This window comes from Sphingomonas leidyi (genome assembly GCF_011761945.1).
GTDB lineage: Bacteria > Pseudomonadota > Alphaproteobacteria > Sphingomonadales > Sphingomonadaceae > Sphingomonas > Sphingomonas leidyi.
The window spans coordinates 1,899,148-1,923,161 of sequence record NZ_JAASQV010000001.1; the positions used below are offsets into that span (position 1 = coordinate 1,899,148).

At 68.0% G+C, this 24,014-nt stretch carries 16 protein-coding genes; 3 read left to right on the forward strand and 13 right to left on the reverse strand.

Annotated elements, in window-relative coordinates:
* The first annotated feature begins 29 nt into the window (after positions 1–29).
* Positions 30–2,249 carry a beta-glucosidase gene (locus FHR20_RS09120; protein ID WP_167299200.1) on the forward strand — a complete coding sequence of 740 codons (2,220 nt, stop codon included), beginning with the start codon at positions 30–32 and terminating at the stop codon, positions 2,247–2,249.
* Positions 2,250–2,293: 44 nt separating this feature from the next.
* Here FHR20_RS09120 and FHR20_RS09125 read toward each other — a convergent pair whose 3' ends face one another.
* The 7 genes from FHR20_RS09125 to FHR20_RS09155 form a co-directional block, all read right to left on the reverse strand.
* Positions 2,294–3,316 carry an oxidoreductase gene (locus FHR20_RS09125; protein ID WP_208413454.1) on the reverse strand — a complete coding sequence of 341 codons (1,023 nt, stop codon included), beginning with the start codon at positions 3,314–3,316 and terminating at the stop codon, positions 2,294–2,296.
* Positions 3,317–3,425: 109 nt separating this feature from the next.
* Complete coding sequence (locus FHR20_RS09130; protein WP_167299202.1) at positions 3,426–4,769, reverse strand: Gfo/Idh/MocA family protein; 1,344 nt, start codon at positions 4,767–4,769, stop codon at positions 3,426–3,428.
* Positions 4,770–4,788: 19 nt separating this feature from the next.
* Complete coding sequence (locus FHR20_RS09135; RefSeq protein WP_167299203.1) at positions 4,789–5,934, reverse strand: Gfo/Idh/MocA family protein; 1,146 nt, start codon at positions 5,932–5,934, stop codon at positions 4,789–4,791.
* A gap of 17 nt (positions 5,935–5,951) precedes the next feature.
* On the reverse strand, positions 5,952–6,395 hold the full coding sequence (locus FHR20_RS09140) for a cupin domain-containing protein (RefSeq protein ID WP_167299204.1): 444 nt from the start codon (positions 6,393–6,395) through the stop codon (positions 5,952–5,954).
* Between the two features lie 78 nt (positions 6,396–6,473).
* Positions 6,474–8,423, reverse strand: coding sequence for a glycoside hydrolase family 97 catalytic domain-containing protein (locus FHR20_RS09145; protein WP_167299205.1), 1,950 nt, complete (start codon positions 8,421–8,423; stop codon positions 6,474–6,476).
* Complete coding sequence (locus FHR20_RS09150) at positions 8,420–9,139, reverse strand: GDSL-type esterase/lipase family protein (RefSeq protein ID WP_167299206.1); 720 nt, start codon at positions 9,137–9,139, stop codon at positions 8,420–8,422. The genes FHR20_RS09145 and FHR20_RS09150 overlap by 4 nt, the downstream gene beginning before the upstream one ends.
* Positions 9,140–9,390: 251 nt before the next feature.
* Positions 9,391–10,722, reverse strand: a complete 1,332-nt coding sequence (locus tag FHR20_RS09155) for an MFS transporter (RefSeq protein ID WP_167299207.1) — start codon at positions 10,720–10,722, stop codon at positions 9,391–9,393.
* A gap of 200 nt (positions 10,723–10,922) precedes the next feature.
* Here FHR20_RS09155 and FHR20_RS09160 point away from each other — a divergent pair, with 200 nt between their 5' ends.
* A complete protein-coding gene (locus tag FHR20_RS09160; protein ID WP_286710882.1) occupies positions 10,923–12,425 on the forward strand; it encodes a L,D-transpeptidase family protein in 1,503 nt (500 codons plus the stop codon).
* A gap of 20 nt (positions 12,426–12,445) precedes the next feature.
* Entirely contained in the window at positions 12,446–12,748 is a 303-nt protein-coding gene (locus FHR20_RS09165; protein WP_167299208.1) for a hypothetical protein, read from the forward strand.
* 100 nt (positions 12,749–12,848) lie between these two features.
* On the opposite strand, the gene FHR20_RS09170 is transcribed toward FHR20_RS09165, so the two are convergent.
* The 6 genes from FHR20_RS09170 to FHR20_RS09195 all read right to left on the reverse strand — a co-directional run bounded on the left by FHR20_RS09170 (position 12,849) and on the right by FHR20_RS09195 (position 23,887).
* Positions 12,849–14,054 (reverse strand): MFS transporter, encoded by a 1,206-nt coding sequence (locus tag FHR20_RS09170; RefSeq protein ID WP_167299209.1) that lies wholly within the window; start codon positions 14,052–14,054, stop codon positions 12,849–12,851.
* A gap of 34 nt (positions 14,055–14,088) precedes the next feature.
* Positions 14,089–15,144, reverse strand: coding sequence for a LacI family DNA-binding transcriptional regulator (locus FHR20_RS09175; protein WP_167299210.1), 1,056 nt, complete (start codon positions 15,142–15,144; stop codon positions 14,089–14,091).
* Complete coding sequence (locus FHR20_RS09180; protein ID WP_208413456.1) at positions 15,144–16,685, reverse strand: tryptophan halogenase family protein; 1,542 nt, start codon at positions 16,683–16,685, stop codon at positions 15,144–15,146. Before FHR20_RS09180 ends, FHR20_RS09175 begins: the two co-directional genes overlap by 1 nt.
* Complete coding sequence (locus tag FHR20_RS09185) at positions 16,682–18,220, reverse strand: tryptophan halogenase family protein (protein ID WP_243857162.1); 1,539 nt, start codon at positions 18,218–18,220, stop codon at positions 16,682–16,684. The genes FHR20_RS09180 and FHR20_RS09185 overlap by 4 nt, the downstream gene beginning before the upstream one ends.
* 115 nt (positions 18,221–18,335) lie before the next feature.
* Positions 18,336–21,491, reverse strand: coding sequence for a TonB-dependent receptor domain-containing protein (locus FHR20_RS09190; protein ID WP_208413457.1), 3,156 nt, complete (start codon positions 21,489–21,491; stop codon positions 18,336–18,338).
* Positions 21,492–21,580: 89 nt separating this feature from the next.
* Entirely contained in the window at positions 21,581–23,887 is a 2,307-nt protein-coding gene (locus FHR20_RS09195) for a beta-glucosidase (RefSeq protein ID WP_243857163.1), read from the reverse strand.
* Between the last annotated feature and the right edge of the window lie 127 nt (positions 23,888–24,014).

Here is a 24,014-nt window from a genome sequence, read left to right on the forward strand (position 1 = left end):
CGCTGACAAAAATAGCGAGAGAGGGAATCATGCACGTCCGCCGTCACGCCTTCACGGCGCCGTTGATCGCACTGGGCATCGCTCTCGCGGCCGCGGCCCCCGCCGCCGCACAGGACCAGCCCCGGCCCTGGATGGATGCCGGCCTCGCTCCCGATGCGCGGGTGAAGGCAGTGCTCGCACAGATGAGCGAGGACGAGAAGCTGACGCTGGTCTTCGGCTATTTCGGCACCGATTTCGCGCCGAAGAACGGCTATAAGGCCCACGCGGAAGCGCGGCAGGGCTCGGCCGGCTATGTGCCGGGCATTCCCCGGCTGGGCATCCCCGCCCAGTGGCAGACCGATGCCGGCATCGGCGTGGCCACCCAGGGCGGCGCGGCGCGAAAGCGCGGACGGACCGCCCTGCCCTCGGGCCTCGCCACCGCCGCGAGCTGGGACGTCGACCTCGCCCATGCCGGCGGCGCGATGATCGGCGCGGAGGCGCGCGCGTCGGGCTTCAACGTGATGCTCGCCGGCGGCGTCAACCTGATGCGCGAACCCCGCAACGGCCGGAACTTCGAATATGGCGGCGAGGACCCGCTGCTCGCCGGCACGATGGTGGGCGCGCAGATCGCCGGCATCCAGTCCAACCACATCATCTCCACCGTGAAACACTATGCGGTGAACGATCAGGAAACCGATCGCGATACCGGCAACTCGATCATCGACCAGGGCGCGGCGCGGACCAGCGACCTGCTCGCCTTCCAGATCGCGATCGAGAAGGGCGATCCGGGTTCGGTGATGTGCGCATACAACCGGGTGAACGGCATCCATGCCTGCGAACACCCCTGGCTGCTGACCGACGTGCTGCGCCGCGACTGGGGCTATAAGGGCTATGTGATGTCGGACTGGGGGGCGACGCACTCCACCGCGCCGGCCGCGAATGCCGGGCTCGACCAGGATTCGGGCTTCCCGTTCGACAAGGAGCCCTATTTCGGCGCGCCGCTGAAGGCGGCGGTGGCGAAGGGCGAGGTTTCGGCCGCGCGGCTCGACGCGATGGCGGGCGCGATCCTGCATGCGATGTTCGCCAACGGGCTGTTCGAAAGGCCGATCGCCGAGGCGCCGATGGACCTGGCCCCCGCGATGCTCGCCAGCCATGCCGAAGCGACTCGCCGGGATGCCGAGGGCGGCGCCGTCCTGCTCAAGAACCGGGACGCGATCCTGCCGCTCTCGCCTACGGCAAGGAAGATCGTCGTGATCGGCGGGCGCGCCGACAAGGGCGTGCTCGCGGGCAGCGGCTCGTCGCTGGTCTATCCGGTGGGCGGCAATGCCGTGCCCGGCCTGAAGCCGGCGACCTGGCCGGGGCCGGTGATGTACTATCCCGATGCGCCGTTCGCGGCGATCAGGGCGCAGGCGCCCAATGCCGAGATCGTGTTCGCCGATGGCGGCAATGCCGGCAGCGCCGCGAAGCTCGCCCGGGATGCGGATGTCGCGATCGTCTTCGCCACGCAATGGGCGGGCGAGGCGTTCGACGTGTCGCTCACGCTCGAGGACGGCCAGGACAAGCTGATCGCGGCGGTGGCCAAGGCCAATCCGCGAACGGTGGTGGTGCTCGAGACCGGCGGACCGGTGCTGACACCATGGCGCGACCAGGTCGCCGCCATCCTCGCCGCGTGGTATCCGGGCACCCAGGGCGGCAACGCGATCGCCAACCTGCTGTTCGGCAAGGAAAATCCTTCAGGCCATCTGCCGGTCAGCTTCCCGGCGAGCCTCGACCAGCTGGCCAAGCCCGCCGCGCCCAACAAGGGCGACACGAGCTATGGCGAGGGCGCGACGGTGGGCTATAAATGGTATGACGCCAAGGGGCTGACGCCCGCCTTCGCCTTCGGGCACGGGCTCAGCTACACCACGTTCGCCTATTCGGGGCTGCGCGCGCGCGCCGATGGCGGAACGGTCTCGGCCAGCTTCACCGTGCGCAACACCGGCAAGGTGAAGGGCAAGGCCGTGCCGCAGCTCTATGTCGCCGGCGCCGGCTGGGAAGCGCCGAAGCGGCTGGGCGCCTTCGACAAGATCGCGCTGGCGCCGGGCGAAGCGAAGCAGGTTTCGCTCAAGATCGATCCGCGCCTGCTCGCGACATGGGACGCGGCGGGCAATGGCTGGAAGATCGCGGGCGGGACGGTGCAAGTGATGCTGGCCACCTCGGCCAAGGATATCGTCGCGACGGTGCCGGTGACGCTCGAGGCGCGAACGATCGCGGTGGGGTGGCGGCCCTAGGCCGTAATCGTCGCCTGGATGACGGGTGCGGTGCGCGACCGCGGTCAAAGGGTCAATCGCCGCCCTTCCCGCGCGCTTTCCCGCGCCATCTCCATGATCCGCAGCCCCAGCACCGCGTCCTCGCCGCTGACCGGCACGGGCGCTCCCTCGGTGATCGCCCTGGCGATGCCGGCATAATAGCCGCGATAGTCGCCGGTTTCGGTCGGCACGATCTCGCTGCCGCCATCGGCGCGCGTGAGGGTGCCGTGGAATTGCGGCTCCTCGTCGCCCATGGCGGGATCGGTGTAGCGGGCGCCATCCTTCACCCGCGCCTCCTGCGGATCGAGGCCGTGCTTGGCGAAATCGGCCCGGGTGCCGTGCAGCCAGAAGCGCGGACGCGGCGTGACGAACAGGCGACCGGCGGAAAGCGTCACCCGGCGCGGGCCATGGAACAGGGTGATCTCGAAATAATCGTCGGTGCGCCCGCCCTGGCGCTGGACCGCGAGATCGGCCTGGAGCGCCTCCGGTACGCCGAAGAGCTGAAGCGCCTGGTCGATCAGATGCGGACCGAGATCGGCGAGGATGCCGGCCCCCGCTCCGGGATCTTCCTTCCAGGCCTGGGCAAGCGCGGGGCGGAACCGGTCCCAACGCAGCTCGGCCAGCATCACCTCGCCCAGCACGCCGCTGTCCAGCAGCTTGCGGACGGTGCGGAAATCGCCGTCCCAGCGGCGATTGTGGAAGGCGCTGACCAGCAGGCCCTTCGCCTTGGCGAGCGCGACCAGCGCTTCGCCGTCGGCAAGGCTGGTCGCGAAGGGCTTGTCGATCACGACATGCTTGCCGGCCTCCAGCGCCCGGCGCGCAAGCGGGGCGTGGGTGTCGTTGGGCGTGGTGATCACGACCAGCCGGATGTCGGGATCGGCAAGCAGCGCCTCCGGCGTGGTGACGGGCACGTCGGGATGGCGCTCACGCACCAGGTCGGCGCGCGAAGTGGCGATGGCGGCGAGTTCCAGCGCCGGCACGGCGGCCACCAGGGGCGCATGGAAGGCCATGCCGCCCAGGCCATAGCCAATCACTCCGGTGCGGATCATGCGACGCTCCCTCATATCCTGCTGCCACCGCCCCTTAGGGCCAGGCAGGCGGCCGCGGGAAGAAAAAGCGTGGCCCCGGCCGTCAGCCGGGATCACGGAGGGGACCTCTTCAGATCGCGTATTTCGCCCGCTGCGGCCGGTTGAGCATCGCATTGGCCGCATCGTCGCCGATGAACCGCTCCGACACGGGATCCCATTTGAGCCGCCGCCCGGTCTTCATCGCGATGTGATGGAGCAGGCAGGTCGAGCAGGCACGGTGGCCGATCTCGGCGGGCGCGCTGACCGGCACGCCCTTCAGGATCGCGTCCAGCCAGTTCCGATGTTGCTCGGGCGCCTTGTAGAGCCGGACCTCGTTCGGGCCGATCACGCTGTCGAGGATTCCCGGATCGCTCGCGGTCAGCGGCACGTCGGCAGGCTTGGAGGGATCGGAGGAGGAGACGGCGCCCGTGCGCTGGACGAAGACCCAGCCCTTGTCGCCGATGAACTTCACGCCATTGGGCAGCGCGCCCGAGATCGTCATCGTCACGCCATTGGCATAGCGGGCATGCGTCTCGAACAGGCCGTGCACGTTCCATAGCCCGGACTTGGGGAATTCGGCGCTGCCCCAGATCTCGACCGGGCCGCTATGCTCCATGTCCATGCCCCAATGGGCGATGTCGACGTGATGGGCGCCCCAGCCGGTGATCATGCCGGCGCCGAACTGCTCCATGCGGAGCCAGCCGGGCCGATCCTCGAAGCTGTTCTGCGGGTGGACGCGGGTCTCGGTATAATAGACTTCGGGCGTGGTCCCCAGCCAGGCGTCGTAATCGAGGTTGGACGGAATCGGCATCCGCGGCGCTTCCGGTCCGGAGGGATCGCCGGGCAGGCCGATCTCCACATGCTTCAGCCTGCCGATCCGGCCGTTGCGGACCAGCTCGCAGGCGCGGTGGAATTGCGGCCAGGGGTCCTGCCCACGCTGCTGCGACCCGATCTGGAGGATCCTGCCGGATTGCTTGACCTCGTCCGCCATCCGCCGCCCCTCGGCGATAGTGAGCGAGGCGGGCTTCTGGAGATAGACGTGCTTGCCCGCCCGCACCGCATGCACGGCAAGCGGGGCGTGCTGGTGATCGGGCGTGGAGATCAGCACCGCGTCGATGTCCTTCGCGGCAAGCAGTTCGCGATAATCGGAATGGCCGCGCGTGCCCGAATAGGGTTTGCCGGTGCTTGCGGCATAGCGATCGTCGACCAGCTGCATGCCGGCGCCGAGCCGCTTGGTATCGACATCGCACACCGCGACGATCTGGGCATCGGCGTGCTTGTGGATCTCCTTCATGTCGTGGACCCTGCTGATCCGGCCGACGCCGATCGCGCCGATCGTCACCCGGTTCGACGGCGCGTTCCTGCCGAACACGCTGGACGGCACGATCATCGGCGCCGCGATGGCCCCGAGCGTCTGGCGTCTGGAAAGCCGCATGCCCCTCTCCTTCCCTGGTTCAGGCCGAAACCGGCCGCGTGGCGTTCTTCTGCGCGGTGAGCACCAGTTCGGCCGCGAGCAGCGCCTGGTCCTGATCCTGTGCGACGCTGCTGCGCTCGACGACATCGGCGATGAACTGCGGGCCGAAGGGGAGATGGACCCTGGAGCAATCCATGTACTGCACGCCCTGCCTGTCGCAGATCAGCAGATGGTTGCCGCCGGGCCGGCCGGCGATGTCGACATATTTGCGCAGCTCGATATAGCCCTCGGTGCCGAGGATGAAGAGCCGGCCATCGCCCCAGGTCGGCAGCCCGTCGGGCGTGAACCAGTCGACCCGGACATAGCCGGTGCCGCCGTCGCCGGTGAGCATCATGTCGCCGAAATCCTCGAAGTCCGGCTTGCCCGGCCACTTCAGGTTGCCGGTCTGCGCGGCGACGACATGCGCGGTCTTCGAGCCCGTATAGAACAGGAACTGATCGGCCTGGTGGCTGCCGATATCGGTGAGGATGCCGCCATAGCGCGCCTTGTCCCAGAACCAGTCCGGACGACCCGAGCCAATGCGGTGCGGCGCGAGGTTGACGGTCTGGATCACCTTGCCGATCCGGCCCTGCCGCACGAGTTCGCCCGCCTGGACGGCGGCGCGCACCTCGAGCCGTTCGGAATACATGATCGCGAACTTGCGGCCGGTTTCCTTGATCGTACGGCGGACTTCGGCAAGCTGGTCGAGGCTGGTGATCGCCGGCTTGTCGCCGAGATAGTCCTTGCCCGCCTTCATCGCCCGGATGCCGAGGGGCGCGCGGAGATCGGGGATCGGCGCGCCGGCGATCAGCCCGATCGTCTTGTCGCCGAGGATCTCGTCCTCGCTGCGGGCCAGCTTCACGGCATTGCCGTAGCGCTTGCGGAAGGCATCGATCTGCCTCGGATCCGTGGCGTGGAACGCCTTGAGCACGCCGCCGCCGCGGATCATCGCGTCGGTCATCGAATAGATGTGCGCATGATCGAGGCCGATCACCCCGAAATCGACCTTGTGCCGCACGCCCGGCTCGGGGCCGATGGGCGCGGCATTCTCGGACGGGGCGTTGCCCGAGCTCTGCGACTGGGCGAGAACTTCGGGCGGCAGCATCGCGGCGATGCCTGCAATGCCGAGGATCGAACGACGGTCCATTCTGGTGAAGCTCCCTGTCACTGTGCCGGCGTGGCGGCGGTCTTCCAGTTGATGACATGATAGGTGGCCGGGATCCCGCCCACATTGCGCAACGCATGTGGCGCATTCGACGCATTGAAGATCACCGAGCCGGGCCCGAGCCGCTCCCATTTGCCACCCGAGAGCGCTTCGACCGTCCCCTTGTCGATGATCACGAGTTCCTCGTTCGGATGCTGGTGCGGCGGGTGCGAGGACAGGCCCGGGTTGAGCGTGGTGACGTGCATCTCGAGCTCGGCCAGCGTCGCGGTGGGCTGGCGGACGAGAGTGCGCAGCGCGCCGACATCGGTCTTCTGCACGGCCAGCCGGTCCCAGTTCCACACCGCCGGCCCGAGCACATCCTGCCGCTGCGCCAGGGCGCTGGCGCCCCAGCCGAGCAGCACCGCGACCGCCGCGACGGCCAGATCCCTTTGCGTGATTCGCATCGCCACTCTCCTCGCCCGCGCGATCGCTCGCCGCGTCGGACGGGAGGGTGTTATCTGCAATTGTCCGAGTTTTGAACCCTATTTTTCGAATATCGCGGCGGCGCCGCCATGCGCGGCGAGATCGAGCGTCAGCGCCTCTCCCTCCACCACCCGCCTCTCGGTGAGGACCGGGGCGTCGGGCTTGTCGCCGTCGGCCCATAATCGCATCGTCGCACCCCGCCGGCCGAGGAAATCGAGCGGCACGGCGATCTTGCGCGCGGTCTCGCTGTTCAGCGCGCCGAGGAACCAGCGCGCGCCCTTGCGGCGGGCAAGGACGATATATTCCCCCGTCTCCCCGGCCAGATAGCGCGTCTCGTCCCAGCTCGTCGGCACCGCCTTGATGAAATCGAAGCCGGCGGGGCTGGCGGCATAGGTGTCCGGACTGTCGGACACCGCGGCGACCGGCGACAGAAAGGCGATGTACAGCGCCAGGCCATGCGTGCGCGTCGTCTGGACGAAGGGCAGGTCGCCGCGGATGCGGAAGGCCTCGGGCGTCACGTTGCGGAAGCCGCCCGGCGTATAGTCCATCGGGCCGATCAGGCCGCGAGTGAAGGCGAGCATGACGTTGTGGCGCGACGTCACCCGGCGCGACCATTTATTGTACTCGGCGCCCATCACGCCTTCCTGCGTCATGAAATTGGGCCAGGTGCGCGCGAGCCCGCGCGGCGGATAGGCGCCGTGGAAGTCGACCATGATGTGATGGCGCGCGGCCGCCGCCAGCGTGCGCGCATACCAATTGACCATCCACTGGTCGTCACGGTCCATGAAATCGACCTTGATCCCGGCGATGCCGAGCTTCTCATATTCGGCGAGCGCGTCTTCCTGCTGCTCGTCCAGCGCCTGCCAGTGCATCCAGAGCCAGAGGCGGATCTTCTTCGACCTGGCATAGTCGACCACTTCGCGCAGGTTGAGCGCGTCGGTCCATTTGGTGATGTCGACGCCCGGCCGGCGCACCCCGCCCCCGCCGGCCCCCGCATACCAGCCCTCGTCGATCATCGTATAGGGCAGGCCATTGTCGGCGGCGAAGTCGATCAGCGCCTTGGCCACCGCGGTGGTGCTGCGCTGGCCGGGCAGCGCCGCGATCACGGGGCCGCTCCACCAGTCCCAGCTCGTCAGGCCGGGCCGTATCCAGCCCGTATCCTCGATCCGGCTCGGACTGGAGAGGTCGAGGACCAGCGTCGACTCGTTGAGCTTGCCCAGCTGGTCCGCCAGCATAACCACGCGCCACGGCGTGACGATCGGGCTGCCGATCCGCGTGTGCACGGCGATGCGATAATCGTCGAGCGAGGGCGAGAGCTTGACCTGCAGCCCGGGCCCGCCGTCACCGCGCCCGGTGAGGTACATGCCGGCAAAGTCGAGCAGGTCCGCCTCGGTCAGCGCGAAGGCGGCCTTGCCGGTCTCGCAGGCGAAGGGCAGGCTGAAAAGGTTGTGGTCGCGCAGGCGCGGCACGTCGACGGGATCGAACTCGCCTTCATGGCTGGAGCCGAACTTGCCGACGTTGAAGCCCCAGCATTTGTAGGTCGGCGGGAAATAGAAGCCGGTGCGCTCGTAGCGGACGATCGCGGCCGCTGTCTGCGGCTGGACGGGCACCACGGTGCGAAAGGCGACGCCGTCGTCATAGGCGCGCAGCACCACGTCCATCCGGCGCTTCGCCCCGCCCTTCTCCTGGAAATGCACGGTGAGCTGGTTGTAATGGTCGCGCCCTTCGGCGGCATTGCCGGCGACGATCGGATAGCGGGCGTCGGCGCTGGCGGTCTCCGACCCGGTGATCGCCAGGCCATAGCCGAGCGTATCGGCATCGAGGTCGAGCAGGATCGGCGACGGCGCGAGCACCAGACCGCCGCCGCGCGACACCGCATAGACCGGCGTGCCCGAACCGTTCAGCTGGAGCGAGATGCGGTTGCTGCCGTCGGGCGACACCGCGGTGAGGACCTGCGCGCCGGCAGGCGCCGCGACGAGCAGCGCCAGCGCCGCAAGGAACGCCCTCACGCCTTGTGCGCCTTCAGCACCGGGGCGAGCTCGCTCTCCATCGCGGCAAAGCCCTGCGCGGTCGGATGAACGCCGTCAAAGGCCATGCCGGGCTTCATCGCGCCCGTTTCGGTGGCCAGCACGCCGGTATAGTCGATGAAGGTCGCGCGGGCGCGGCGGGCATAGTTCTGCAGGAAGAGGTTGGTCAGCCGGATCGGCTCGACCGGGTTCACCCCCGGCCGCCAGGGGAAACGATCCGCCGGCGGCACCGCGCCGAGCAGCACCGCGATACCGTGCGCCTGGGCGAGCTCGGTCATCGCCTGGAGATTGTCGCAGCTCTGCTGGACCGTGATCTTGCCGGTGTTGCCGGCAACGTCGTTGGTGCCCGCCATGATGTGGACGAGGCGCGGGCGCAGCCGGATCACGTCGGCCATCATGCGGAGCACCATCTGCGGCGTGGTCTGTCCGCCGATGCCGCGGCCGATGCGCCCGGGGGTGAAGAAGCCGGGCCGGCTGTCGGCCCAGATCTGGGTGATCGAATCGCCCATGAAGACGATGTCGACCTTTCGGCCCGAGGCGATCAGCTTTTCGTTGTCGGCGGCATAATGGCCGAGCCAGGGCCAGTCCTCCTTCAACTGGCGCTGGCGCTTCTCGTCCCCGCTCTCCTGCATCTTGGCGGCACAGGCGGCAGGAATGAGCAAGGTCCCGGCAAGGAACCCACGACGGACCATCGACATCACGGCGCCTCCAGCATCGTACGGACGGCGCCGACACTAGCGCCCGGCCGGCCCCGGCGGAAGCGCCCCGGAACGGGACAGGTTTTCGGAACAAGAGCCCGCAAGTTCCCGCAGACAGGGCCGTTTAGGGGGTTGGCCCGGCATTGTGCGCGGATGACGGGACCGCGTTGGACGGCGTTACGCGCACCAGTTCGTTCCTTGCCGCCGGAAGGGGATCTTCCCCCGAGTCCGGCGGCAAGCGAACGGCCTTCTCAGTGCACGGACGCAGTCTCGCCCTCGGCCCGGACCACGGGGGCGCGGCCGGCGGCGAGCGCGAACGCGCACAGCGCGACATAGCAGGCCGCGGGCAGGATCAGCGCGAAGCCATAGCCATGCGCGCCCGAGACGAGGCCGACGAGCAGGGGGAGGACGGCGCCGCCGACGATGGCGGTGCAGAGGAGGCCCGAGGTTGATTCGGCGCTGGCGGTGGAGCGTTCGAGCGTGAGAGTGAAGATGACGGGGAACATGATCGAGTTGAACAGGCCGATGCTGAGCGCGACGAAGCCGGCGGTGACGCCGCCGACCGCGAAGACGTAGAGGCACATGGCGGCAGCGATGGCGGTGAACAGCGCGAGCAGGCGGTGCGCCTTGACCCTGGTGAGCAGGAGCGAGCCGACGAGGCGGCCGACCATCGCGCCGCCCCAATAGAAGGCGACGGCCTTGCCGGCTTCCTGGAGCGAGACGCCCGGGATGCCGTCGCTGCCCATCGCATAGCCGAGCAGCGGCACGCCGAAGGCGGCATCCGAATGGCCCCAGATCGCATCCGAATTGAGGAACAGCGCCATCTGCGTGCCGATCGACACCTCGGCCCCGACATAGAGGAAGATTGCAAGCCCGCCGAGCAGCGCCCATTTGGACGAGAAGGCCGAGAGCAGCCCCGCAGTCGAGGCCGGCGGCGGCGCGGCTTCGGTGACGACACGGCGGCTGAGCCAGAAGAACACCGCGAGCGCGGCGATCAGGCCGCAGATCCAGAAATAGGCGGAATCGATGCCGGCCAGCGCCTGCGCGCGGATTTCCGGCGTGATTGCCGTGCCTTCCTTCACCTCGACGCCCTTCAGGAACAGGTGCGCGCCGAGCAGCGGGCCGAGAAAGGTGCCGACCGAGTTGAAGGTCTGGCTGAGCACGAGGCGGAAATGGCTGCCCCTGGGATCGCCCAGCGCCGCGGCGAGCGGGTTGGCCGCCACCTGCAGGATGGTGATGCCGCTCGCCAGGACGAACAGGCCGAGCAGCACCAGCCAGTAGTTCGCCACATTCGCTGCCGCGAGCATGATCAGGCAGCCCGCGATCATGGTGCAGAGCGCGGCCAGGATCGAAGGCACTGCCTTCAGCCGCCCGACCAGCGCCGCCGCCGGGAACGAGACGACGCAATAGGCGAAGAAGAACGCGAATGCGCTCGCCTGGGCCTGGAAATCCGTCAGCGTGAAGATGCCCTTCACCGCGGCCACCAGCGGGTCGACCAGCGAGGTGATGAAGCCCCAGGCGAAGAAAAGCGTGGTGACGGCGGCGAAGGCCAGCGTCGTCTGCGTGGAACGTGCGGATGCCAAGATATCTCTCCCCTGCGGACGTCGCCCGCTTCTTCCCCTGGCGGGCGTTTATCGGAAACTGGTCCGACAACGTTGCCAATGTCAAGGCACGTCGTCGCATCGTGTAAATTCGACGCTCGCCACGTGCGCCCGGTTTGGCTTAATAGCAGGTGGCGATTCAGGTCGCCCGGCCTCAGGGCGGCCGCGGAGGAGATTTGCGAGTGACCAAAGTGTTTTCGGGCCGGGTGGCCCGCCGGGCCGCATGGACTGCGGCGCTTGCCGGGATAGCGGCGCCCGTCGTCGCGCAACAGGTCGCTCCCGCGCCGCAGACCACGCCGACCCCCACGCTCCAGGCGGTGCCCGTGCCGCCGTTCGTCCCCAATCCGCCGGTGGTGCTGCCGGTGCTGACGGCGGCGCAGGCGGCCGAACTCGCGCCGATCCTCAACGAGGCCGGCTTCGCCCAGGGCCTGCGCCGGGTCGGCGATCCCGCGCCCGGCTTCAAGGACAGCGAGACGCTGGTGCGAGCGGCGCTCGACTATGCCCGCGCGGTCCATTCGGGCCGCCTGGCCGAGAGCGACTTCGATCCGAACTGGGGCCTGCGCCCCGCCGCCTATGATCCCCTGCCCGCCTTTGCCGAGGCCGTGAAGCAGAACCGCGTCGGCGCCTGGCTGCGCGACCTGCCCCCGCCCTGGGCCGGCTATGACACGCTGCAGAAGGGCCTCGCCACCTATCGCAAGATCGTGGCGGCCGGCGGCTGGCAGAAGCTCGCCGCGGGGCCGGACCTCGCGGTGGGCGCGAGCGGCGCGCGCGTGGCAGCGCTGCGCAAGCGGCTGGCGGTGGAGGATCCGCAGGCGATCGCCACCGGCGACAAGTTCGACGCCGAGCTGAAGGACGCGGTGGTGCGCGCCCAGCGCCGCTACGGGCTCAACCCCACCGGCGTGGTCTCGTCGGGCACGCTTGCTGCACTCAACGTGCCGGCGCAGGACCGGGTCGGCCAGATCATGGCGAACATGGAGCGCTGGCGCTGGCTGCCGAGCGAGCTGCCCGCCAAGCGCATCCAGGTGAACATCGCCGCCGCCGTGCTCACCGTGTTCGAGGGCGATGCCCCGATCGCGTCGATGAAGGCCGTCACCGGCCGCCCCGGCAACGAGACGCCGATGCTCCAGTCGAAGATCCACTCGATCGTGCTCAATCCGCCCTGGAACGTGCCCACCGGCATCGCCGCCAAGGAACTGTGGCCCAAGGGCGAGGCCGCGCTGAAGGCGCAGGGCTACAAGATCATCGGCACCGGCGCGAACCGCCGCCTGCAGCAGCAGCCCGGCCCGAAGAGCGCGCTCGGCCGCTACAAGTTCGACTTCCCGAACAATTATGCCGTGTATCTGCACGACACCCCGTCGCAATCGACCTTCGCCAGCTTCAGCCGGCTGGCCAGCCATGGTTGCGTGCGGCTGGAGAAGCCGGGCCCATTGGCGCAACTGCTGCTGCGCAACGATCCGAACTGGCAGCCCGACCAGATCAACGCCGCGCTCGCCAAGGGCGACACGCTGCGCGTGACTCTGCAGGAGCAGGACCAGGTCTCGGTCTATCTGCTCTACTGGACCGCCTTCGCCAATGCGAACGGCACGATGAACTTCCGCGGCGATCCCTATGGCTGGGACAAGGATCTCGCAGCAAAGATCGAGAAACGATCCGCGATTACGGCTGCCGCCGTTTCCGCACGTTGAGAAAAGGGGAAATGACCGAAATGAAGACCCGTACCCTCGCACTGATCGCCGTTGCCGGCCTGGCGCTCGCCGCCTGCTCGGGCAGCAAGCCGGAAGACACGAGCGCGAACGAGACCATCGTCGCGAATATCGGCGAGCCCGAGACGTTCACCAACGTCACGATCGACCAGCCGGTCGAGACCCCGGCAGTGACCAACGTCGCCACCAATCCGCCGCCTGTCGCCGACCTCTCTCCCGATGCGCAGACCCAGGACGACGCCGATGCGACGGGCATGACCGCCAAGGTCGACCGCAATTCGAGCGCGGGCGAGCCGGCGCACTGAGCGACGGGAAGGGCGGGTGCCGCCGGTGCCCGCCCCTCATTGTCGTCCACCGCCGCCCTCGCCCTTGCGGGGATGACGGAAGCGAATATGCGGCCCCGGCCTAGTCCTGCGTCCGGATGCAGAGCGACACCGCGCCGCCGGCCAGCGTGCCGAGCGCGAGGATCAGCAGCCACAGCGTATAGCCGGTCTTCTCCGGCGCCAGCGCCAGCGCCAGCAGCGGCGCGACCATCGCCGGCAGGGTGTTGGTGAGGTTGAGGATGCCCAGGTCGCGGCCGCGATGCCCCGGATTGGGCAGCAGCTGCATCGCGATCGCCGAATGGATCGCCAGGAACACGCTGAGCCCCGACAGCGCCAGCGCATGCCCCGCCGCCGCCACGCCCCAATTGCCCGCGAACGCCATGACGCCGAGCCCCGCCGCCATCGCCAGCGCTCCGGCGGCGAGGAAGGGCTTGCGCCGCATCATTCGATCCGAAAGGCGCCCCGCCAGCACCGTCAGCAGCACCGCGACGATGGTGGAACCGGTCATCGTCGCGACGATCGGATTGGCCTCCACGCTGGTCTTGCTGATGTCCTCCCGGTCCAGCACCGAGAGGAAATAGTAGAAGCCATAGGTGGACAGGCCATTGCCGGCGACCTGGAACAGGATGCGCGAGGCCCAGGCGAGGATGAAATCGAAACGGCGGAGCTCGCGCTGCGGCCCGGGCGGCGGCGGCGGCAGGGCGGCGCCTTCGCGGGCGAGGAGCAGGAACGGCGCGGTGAGCCCGACGAACAACAGGCAGAGCAGCGCATAGCGCATGGCATCGCCGCCCAGCCCGGGCAGCGTGATCAGCACCGCCGACATCGCGCCGATCGGATGCGAGACGCCGGTGAGGCCGGCGACCATGCCCTTCTGCGCATCGGGTATCTCGTCCGCCATCACCGCGGCGATCGGCGCGAACATCATGTTGATCCCGATCTGGATGCAGGCGACGGCGAACAACAGGCTCACTGGATCGGCCGCGACCAGCAACAGGCCATAGGAGGCGCTGAGCACCCCCAGCCCCATCGTCACCCAGGGCCGCCGGGTGCCGCGTAACCGCCGCGTGCGGTCGCTCAGCGCGCCGAACAGGATATTGGCGAGGCTGGCCACCGCCGCGCCGCCCAGCGCGCCGGCGCTGAGGAGCTGCACCGCATGGCCGCCCCCCGCCTGCGCCGCCTTCAACGGCAACAGCACCATGACGAACGGCATGAAGCTGACGAACATGCCCGCATAGGCCAGCGCATAGAGCAGGATGAAACCGCGGCCGGGCGAGACGAAGCTGCGCATGGACGGCGGAGCATCGCCGCCGGCCGGAGCCAAGTCAACGCCGCGGCGGCGCGGTAGAGGCACGGACGACGAAATCGAAGGGAAGCAGGAAGCGACCATTGCCGGGCGGGTCGCCGCGGGTCTTGCTTTCGATCAGCAGCTCGGCGGCCTTGGCCGTCATCGCCGCGATCGGCTGGCGGATCGCAGTGAGCGCGGGCACGCTCATCCGCACTGTCGGCGTATCGTCGAAGCTCACCACCGAGAGATCGCCGGGAACCGACAGGCCGAGCGGCCCGGCGGCATGGAGCACGCCCAGCGCCATTTCGTCGCTGCTCGCGAGCACCGCACTGGGCGGCGATGCGAGCGCGGCGAGCGTGTTGAGCGCCGCAATGCCGGCTTCGTAGGTGAAATCGCCGGGCTGGAGATAGGCGGGATCCACGCTCAGCCCGCGCGCCTCGATCGCATCGGTGAAACCGCGCAGGCGATCCGGGCTCATCGCATATTCGGGATGCCCCTGGACATAGGCGATGCGCGTATGGCCAAGGTCGAGCAGATGCTCGGTCGCGCGGCGCGCTGCCGCCTCGTCGTCCATGTACACTGCAAAACCCTCGCCTTCGCGGTGCGAGCCCAGCCGCGCGAAGATTAGGCCGCCCTGGTGGAGGAGATCGGTGATCCGGTCGTCCTCGCTGTGCGGCGGCGTCAGGATCACGCCATCGGGGTGAAGCGCGGAGAGCGCGGCCCGGACCTGTGCCTCGAGCTGGTCGGAATGCGAATCCACCAGCTCGAACAGCATGCGATAGCCATGCTCGGCGCATTTGAGCATGCCGCCATAGAGCATCTGGTCGACCCAGTCGTTGCCGCGCCGCGACTGCCAGCCCTCGAGTGTCGGCCGCTCGTCGTTGAAGGCGAGGATCAGATAGGAACGCGAGCCGCCCAGCCGCCGCGCGGCGAGGCTGGGGACATAGCCCAGCTTGTCGATCGCCGCCCGCACCCGATCCTGAACCGGCGCAGTGACATTCGGGCCCTTGTTGATGACGCGGCTCACCGTCTGCAGCGAGACTCCCGCCTCGGCCGCCACGTCCTTGATCGTGATCGCGCGTTTCTTCTGCATCAGGCCCCGGCCATGACGGGACGGGCCAGATCCACCTTCTCGGCACGGCAATGTGCGTCGATGAACTGCTGCTGGGTCGGCAGTTGCCGGACGAAGCCGGCAAGCTGCTCGCGCGCCTTGTCGAGCCCCGCATAGAGCATCGCCTCGTCGATCCGGTCGACCAGCGGGTGATAGGTGCGCGGGCGAATGCCCATGCCCTCCAGCACGGAGAACCAGCTGACCGAGCGGAACAGCTCGTCGAGCCCCTCGCGAAGCGTGCCGTTGCTGCGAAACAGCTCCACCCGTTCCTTCAGGCTGTCCGGCCAGTCCATGTCGCGGCATTTGCGCCAGAAGGGCGTGTCGTCGCGCGCGGTGGTGCAATAATGGAGCACGATGAAGTCGCGGATCTCGGTATAGTCCGCCACCATGCGGCGGTTATATTCGTCCGCCAGCGCCGGATCGCAGTGGCGATCGGGCAGGAAGCGGAAGAAGAAGTCCATCCCGCGATAGATCAGGTGGATCGCCGTCGATTCCAGCGGCTCGATGAAGCCCGAGGACAGGCCGATCGCCAGCACGTTGCGATACCAGATCCTTTCGCGCACGCCGGTCCTGAACGGCACCACCATCGGCCCGGCGACCACTTCGCCCTCCACCTTCTCCAGCAGGATCCGCGTCGCCTCCTCGTCGCTCATGAACTCCGAGGAATAGACATGGCCGTTGCCGGTGCGGTGCTGGAGCGGGATGCGCCAGCGCCAGCCGGCGTCCTGCGCCTCGGCCAGCGTATAGGGGCGCGGCGGACCGACATTCTCCGTCTGCGCGGCGATCGCGCGGTCGCAGAACAGATAGTTCGACCAGTCGGTATAGCCGCTGCCGAGCGCCTTCTCGATCAGCAGCGCCCGGAAGCCGGAGCAATCGATGAAGAAGTCGGCGTCGATCGTGCGACCGTCCTTGAGCGTCAGCGTCGAGACGAAGCCGCGAGCGTCGAGCGCGACATCGGTGACGATCCCTTCGGTGCGCTTCACGCCGCGCGCCTCGGCATGGCCGCGCAGGAACTGGGCGACGCGCTTGGCATCGACGTGCAGCGCATAGGATGCGCCGGCGATCGGCGTGTTCCGCGCCTTGAACGGCAGCATGAAGCGCCCCGCATGCGCCATCACCGTGGCGGGCGCGAAATCCTGGAGCGGGAAATCATGCCCCGCAAGCGTCGCCTTGCGCCAGCATTGGTAGAAGTCGCTGAGCTCCACGCGCTGGCCGACATCGCCGAACGGGTGGAAATAGCTCTCGTCCTTGCGAAACCAGTCCTTGAACTCGATGCCGAGCTTGAAGCTCGCCTGGACCTGGCGGACAAAGTCCTGCTCGTCGATGTCGAGCTTGGCGATCAGCTCCATGAAGGGCGGGATCGTGCTTTCCCCCACGCCGATCGTGCCGATATCGTCGCTTTCGACCAGCTCGATCTCGAACAGCCTGCCCTTCATGTGATGCGCCATCACCGCAGCGGCGATCCAGCCGGCAGTGCCGCCGCCGACGATGCAGACCTTACGCAGTGCGTCCGGATTGTTCATACGGATGTCCTCATGGGCTCGGCAGCGGCGCCATCGACCGTCGCGAGGAATTCGGAATGGGTGGGCGTATCGGCGACGGTACGGGCGATGGCGGCGCGCATCTGCTCCAGCCCCTGCGCGAGTTCGTCCGTGCCGACCGCGGCGACGCCGGGATCGAGCCGCTCGGGCAGGTGCTCGAACCCGCCATAGATGGCCAGCCAGGATGCGGGCGAGAACATCTCCCAGCGATAGCGCAGGAAGGCGCCCCGCGCGCGCCAAAGCTCCAGCTTGGCGGCCAGGCTGTCCGGGAGCGTCATCTCGCGACAGGCCTGCCAGAACGGGCCGTCGCGCGTGCTCAGATGGTAATGGAGGAGGATGAAGTCGCGAACGCGCTCCATCTCCTCGGCGGACTGGGCGTTGTATTCGGCGATCACCGCCGGATCGAAGCCCTTGTCGGGGAAGAGCTGCTTCAGCCGCTCGATGCCGGTCTCGATCAGCGCGATGCTGGTCGATTCCAGCGGCTCGAGAAACCCCGAGGCCAGGCCGAGCGAGACGCAGTTCCTCGCCCATGCGACTTCGCGCCGGCCCGGCGTGAAGCGCAGGCGGCGCGGCTCCATGGTCGGCGCGCCGGGGATGTTGGCGAGCAGTTCGGCCCGCGCCTCGTCGTCGCCCTGGAAATCGCTCGCGAAGACGAGGCCGTTGCCTTCGCGGCTGCGCAGCGGGATGCGCCATTGCCAGCCGGCAGTGCGCGCGGTGACGGTGGTGCAGCTGGGCGGCTCGCCCACCCGCTCGCTCTGCACCGCAAAGGCGCCGTCGCACAGCAGCCAGTGCGACCAGTCGCGATAGGGCGTGCCCAGCGCCTCGCCGATCAGCAGGCCGCGAAAGCCCGAGCAATCGACGAACAGGTCGCCCGCGACGCGCTCGCCGCTGTCGAGCGTCACCGCTTCGATGAAACCGGTCTCGCCGTGGAGCGTCACATCGGTGATCCGCGCATCGATGCGCGCCACCCCCGCACGCTCGGCATAGGCGCGCATGTGCGCAGCGAAGCGTGCGGCGTCGAAATGGAGCGCCCAGTCGAACACCGAGAGCTGGCTGGGCGGATTGGGCAGCGGCACGCTGGCATGGCCTTCGCGTGCGAGCATCGCGCCCAGCGAATATTCCTCCAGCGGCGCGGCGCGGCCGGCCTGGCGCGCCTTCTGCCAATATTGGTGGAAGTCGATGCCGCGCAGGTCCTGCCCGAAGCGGCCAAAGGGGTGGACGAAGCTGGTGCCGGGCTTCCAGTCGACGAAGCGGATGCCGAGCTTGGCGGTCGCCTCGCAGGCGCGCATCACTTCGGCATCGGTCATGCCGAGCGCGGCGTAGAAGCGGCGAATGGTGGGGATCGTCGCCTCGCCGACGCCGATCGTCCCGATCTCCGAGCTTTCGATCAGGGTGATCCGGGTGCCCGCCCCCGCCAGATATGCGCCCAGCGCAGCCGCCGCCATCCACCCGGCGGTGCCCCCGCCGACGATGACGACACGCTCGATCGCGCCGCTGGCCATGCCCCCATGCTTCATCGTGTCATTCTGATCGTCCCGGCCTCGGGTCCGCAAGCGAAACCGCGCCGATCCTGCTCCCGGGGAAAAATGAGCCGGCGGCCCGGGAAGACCGCCGGCCCAGGAGGGTTGGCTCTTAGAAACGGTAGCGCACGCCCACCGAGTAACGCGGCTCGAAACGGTTCTGCGAATGGAACTGCTTCGAATCCTTGTCGAACTGGAAGTAATAGCGTTCGCGTTCGCCCAGCAGGTTCGAGACGTTGCCGTAGATCGCGAACTGGCTGTTGATGTTCGCGGTCAGGTTCACGTCGACATAGTTGCTCGTGTCCTGCATCACCGGGATGTTGCGCTGGTCGGTGATGTCCGGATCCGGGTTCACATCATAGCCCAGGCCCATGTTCGCAAGGCGCGGCGTGCGGTGGTTCCACGCGACGCGGACCTGGAAGATGTCGTCCTGATACCAACCGACCAGGTTGATCTGGTGCTTGGAATTATCCTGGAAAGGCAGCTTCTTGCCATCGAGACCTCGTGCCGACTGCGAGGAGTCGGAGAAGGTGTAGTTGGCGTCGATGCCGAAGTTGCGCAGGAACGGCACGTTCGGGAACAGGTCGGTAAAGGCCAGCTTGGCGCCCGCTTCCACGCCCTGCAGGTTGCCGCCTGCGCCCTGGATCGGCTGCGTCACCGGCACCGTGCGGCGGATCACGCCGTCGGCATCCGGATAGCGGCCGATCATCTGCGTCGCGGTAGTCACGAAGCTGTCGATGTTGAGCTTGAACAGGCCGATGTTGAGCATCGAGGCGCGGCCCAGATAATATTCCAGGCTGAGATCGTAATTGTTCGAGCGCCACGGGTTCAGATAGGGGTTGCCGCTCGCATTCGCGCTCGTCACCTGGCGGACGCCGAGCGGCGCCGCCGTGGGGTTCGTCGGGTTCGGCCCCTGCGAATCCGCGGTGTTGATCTTCAGGCCGCCGCCATAATTGCCGAGATCCAGCGGGATCATCGTCTTGGCGAAGGCCGCGCGGATGCGGATATTGTCGGTGACGTCGTAGGACAGGGTCACCGTCGGCAGCCAGTCGGTATAGCTGCGACGGGTTACGCTGTCGCCGACGTCGAGGTTGGTGTCGCCATAGGCCCGGGTATCGCCGGTCAGGTTCTGCTTCACGTCGATGCTGGTCTTGATGACCTTCACGCCGATATCGGCCTTGAACCCTCCGCGCTTCCAGTTGGTGTTGATATAGGCGCTCTCCTCGATCAGGTCGACGTCATAGGTGTTGCCCGGGACGATGACTTCGTCGGCACCGCCGAACACGCGCGTCATGAACGACTTGATGTCGTCGAAGTCCTTGGGATTGACCACCCACATGCCCGGCATGCCGTTGACCACGCCGCCCCAGTTCGTCTGGAAATAGACGTTGTTATAGGCGTTCAGCTTGGTCGGCCGGTTGACGGTATAGCCCTGGAAGCAGGTCGGCGTATTGGCCGCCGATGCGCCGCAGTTCGAAGGCGAAGTCGCCAGCGGCAGCCCCGCATTGTAGCCCGGGTTCGACACCATCTCGCCCGCCGAGCATTGCGGGTTGTCCATCACCACGTCGATCGCCTTCCACTGCGCCGAGCAGCCCGCGGCGGTGGCGGCGCCGTTGCCGCCATAGAAGTTCGAGAACAGGTGGAAGTTCTTGATCTGGGTCGAGCGATCCGAGCGGCGCACGCCCACGTCGACGCGGTTCAGCAGGCCGAACAGGCCGCCGCCCTGGAACTCGTAGCTGCCATCGGCGCGGAACACGCCGAGATCCGACGTATTCTCCTGATTGCCCTCGGACGAGAAGGCCGCGACGGCATAGCTGTCGAGATTGGCCATATAGTCCTTGAGCGACTTGCCGGCGCCCAGCCCGCCCGAGATCGGCGTGTCGAAGCCGCTCAGCACCGGGTTCTGCCCGCGCAGGTCGAGGTGCAGCAGCGGATCCTGGCCATAGCCCAGCGGGTTCGGGTCGATGTAGCGGCCGCCGTTCGCGCCGACCACGTTGTTGGTATAGCGCGAGGCCGGATATTGCGCCGCGATGTTCGCCGGATAGAAGGGCCCGCGCGTCAGGTCGTTCGGATTGCGGAACAGCGTGAACGCCCGGTTGCCCGCGCGCCAGTTGCTCAGGTCGCCCTGCACCTGCCCGTTCATGCTGCGCAGCTTCGCATCCGAACGCAGCGCCCGCGCCGTGAACTTGAACGGACCGCCCGTGTCATAGTCGAGTTCCAGGTTGTAGTTGGTCGACTTCTCGCGAGCGGTGCGGTTCACCGAGAAGGAATTGAACCACCACACATTGAGGTCATATTGGTCGACGTCGAGCCAGGGCTGCTGGTTCGCACCGATCTGGCCCGTGGAGGTCGACTGGGTCGGCGTCGTCCAGGTCAGGCCGTTCCAGCGGTTCGAGATGTTCACGCCCGCCGCCCGGTTATGCTCGACCAGCTCGGTGTGGAAGACTTCGCCGGTCAGCGTCCAGCCCTCGGCGAACTTCAGCTGCACCGCGCCGTTGATGCCGAAGCGGTTGCGCTCCACTTCGCGGCTGAACAGCTCATAGCCGTGCGGCGCGATCCAGTTGGGGCCCGTGCCGCCCCAGTCGTTGTTGCCGAACGGGCTGCCGCCGATACCGGCATAGTTGTTGCCGAGATGCGCCTTGCTCTGCGTGGCGCCGACCATCACGCCGATCGTGTCGTTGCGCCAGCTCAGCAGGCCGCTGATCAGATAGTCGTTCTTCTTGGTATAGTCGCCACGCGAATATTCGACCTGGTTGGCCAGGGTCAGGCCGTTCTTCAGGTCGAACGGACGGCGGGTGCGCAGGTCGACGGTGCCGGAGATGCCCGACAGCGCGTTGCGCAGGTCCTGCGACTTGTAGACCACCACCGCATTCATCAGCTGCGCCGGGATGTCGTTCAGGTTCGGCTGCGCGGTGCCGAGATTGCCCGGGCTCAGATACTGCTCGCCGTTGAGCAGCGTGATCACCTGGGGCAGGCCGCGGATGTTGACGCTCGAACCCTCGCCGGCGTCGCGCTTGATCTGCACGCCCGAGATGCGCTGCAGCGCGTCCACCACGGTGACGTCGGGCAGCTTGCCGATGTCCTCCGAGGAGATCGCATCGACGATCGCGGTCTCGTTGCGCTTGATGTTGATCGCCTTGGCCTGCGACGCGCGGATGCCGGTGACGACGATCTCCTCACCCTGATCGGCCCCCGCATCCTGCGGCGCGACCGCGTCCTGGGCCCATGCCGGCGCGACCAGGGCGGTCGATGCCAGCAAGCCGGCCATCAAACTGGATAGTCCCTTCATTCCCATTGTCCTCCCACTCTGTTCTGCACCCCGACGCATCTACGCGCGCCTCACCCGGTGCTGTCGTCTCAGGGCGCCAGCCGGCGCTCCTGCAAATCCGCCGCGCCCGTGAGCACCGGTTGGCCGGCGTCCCGCGCGATCGCGACACGATAGGTTCCCGCCGCCACGCGCCATCCGGGCTGCGCGACGTCATAGTCCGCGACGATGCGCGGCTCGGCGATCAGGGTGATCCGGCGCGTCTCGCCGGGCTTGAGCGTCACGCGCTCGAAGCCGGCCAGGCGCAGCGGGCGGCGGCCGGTGGCCGGCGTCACATAGAGTTGCGGCACATCGGCCCCTTCGCGCTTGCCGCGATTGGTCACGTCGAAGCTGACCTTGAGTGCCTCGCCCCCTTCCACCGTGAGGTTCGCATAGCCGAAGCGCGTGTAGCTCAGGCCATAGCCGAAGGGGAAAGCCGGGCGATGGCCCTGGCGGGCATACCAGCGATAGCCGACGTCCGAACCTTCGCGATACTCGACCGCGAAGGGCTTGATCGCCCGCGCATCCTGTCCGCGATCGGGCAAGGCCTTGACCTGGTCGAAGCCGGGCACCGCGGGGCGCGGCGCCTGGTCGATCGCGGCGGGGAAAGTGATCGGCAGGCGCCCCGAAGGATTGACCTCGCCGAACAGCACCCGCGCCACCGCTTCGCCGCCGCGCTGGCCCGGATACCAGGCGGCGAGCACCGCCGGCACCTTGTCGAGCCAGGGCATCAGCACCGGGCCCCCGGTGTTGAGCACCACGGCGGTGCGCGGATTGGCGGCGGCGACTGCGGCGATCACTGCATTCTGGTTGCCGGCCAGGTCGATCGTCTCGGGGTCCTCGGCCTCGGTGGTCCATTGCGTCGCCCAGACGATCGCCAGGTCCGCGTTCCTAGCCGCCGCGGCGGCAGCTTCGGGGTTGCTGCCATCGACGAAATCGACGCGCGCCCTGGGGGCCAGCGCACGGATCGCCGCGAGCGGCGAGGACGCGTGCCAGGTCACGCGCACGAACGACGCGGCCGGGCCGTCCTTGAGGGGTATCTCGATCGGTGCGCCGCCGACCGAGCGGACCTGCGACGAGCCGCCGCCCGAAAGCACGCCGACATCGGCATGGCCGCCGATCAGGACGATGCGCTTCGCCGTCCGGGCGAGCGGCAATATGTCCCTGTCGTTCTTGAGCAGCACGATCCCCGCCTCGGCGGCGCGCTGCGCGACTTCGGCGTTCCGCGCATGGTCGATCGGCTGCGGCGCATCGACCACCGGCGCATCCATCACCCCGGTGGCGAACATGCCGTTCAGGATGCGGCGGGCCATGTCGTCCAGCCGCGCCATCGGCAGCGCGCCGCTCGCCACTGCCTGTTTCAGGTCGGCGCGGAAAAAGGAATGCGTGTCGAGCTCGCCGCCCGATTGCTGGTCCAGCCCGTTGCGCGCTGCCTTCACGGTGGAATGCACCGCCCCCCAATCGGACATCACCCAGCCCGGATAGGCCCAGTCCTGCTTGAGCACGGTGTTGAGCAGGAAGTCGTTCTCGCAGGCGAAGTCGCCATTGACGGACATATAGGCGCACATCACCGAGCCCGGCTTGCCGCGCTCGATCGCGAGCTGGAAGGCGAGCAGGTCGCTTTCCCGCAACGCCGCCTCGCCGATGCGCGCGTCCATCACGAAGCGGCCGGTCTCCTGTGCGTTCAGGGCGAAATGCTTGATCGTCGAGACGATGCGGTTCGACTGGATGCCCTTGATCGATTCCCCGGCGATCACGCCGGCGAGCAGCGGGTCCTCGCCCAGATATTCGAAGTTGCGGCCGCCCCAGGGATCGCGCGTCAGGTTGATGCCGCCCGCCAGCATGACGTTGAAGCGCTTGGCCCGCGCCTCGCCGCCGATCATCGCGCCGCTCTCATAGGCAAGCTTGGGATCGAAGCTCGCGGCCAGCGCCAGGCCCGAAGGCAGTGCGGTGGCGGTATCCCCCTTGCGCTGCTCGACCTGGTTGGCGACGCCCAGGCTGGCATCGGTCTCGCGCAGCGCCGGAATGCCCAGACGCGGAATCGCCGCCTGCTGGCCGGCCGAGGGGATCATGTCGCTCGGTGCCGCCGGATCCTTCGCCAGCGGCGGGAACCAAGTATAGACGAGACCCAGCTTCTCCTCGAGCGTCATCGCCGCAAGCAGCGCCTCCGCGCGCGCCGCCGCCGGCAACCTGGCATCGGCCCAGGGGCGCGCGGCGGGATCCGCGGACGGGCGGGCTTCGTTCGAGGGTGCGGCGGGAGCGACGGGATCCTGCGCACGCGCGCCCGTCATCGTCCCGGCAAGCGCGGTGGTGGCGAGCAACGCCATGGAGCGCGCCACGTGCCGCAGGCTGATCAGCATTATCCTCTCCCCTTCGGCGCGTGCAACGGCGCCGCGCATGCCCGAAGGCATGCCAGTTCATCCGATCCAACCTGGGGGAGCTTTTCCGACAACGCTGTCGGTTTCAGCGACGGAACGCGCCGACAGC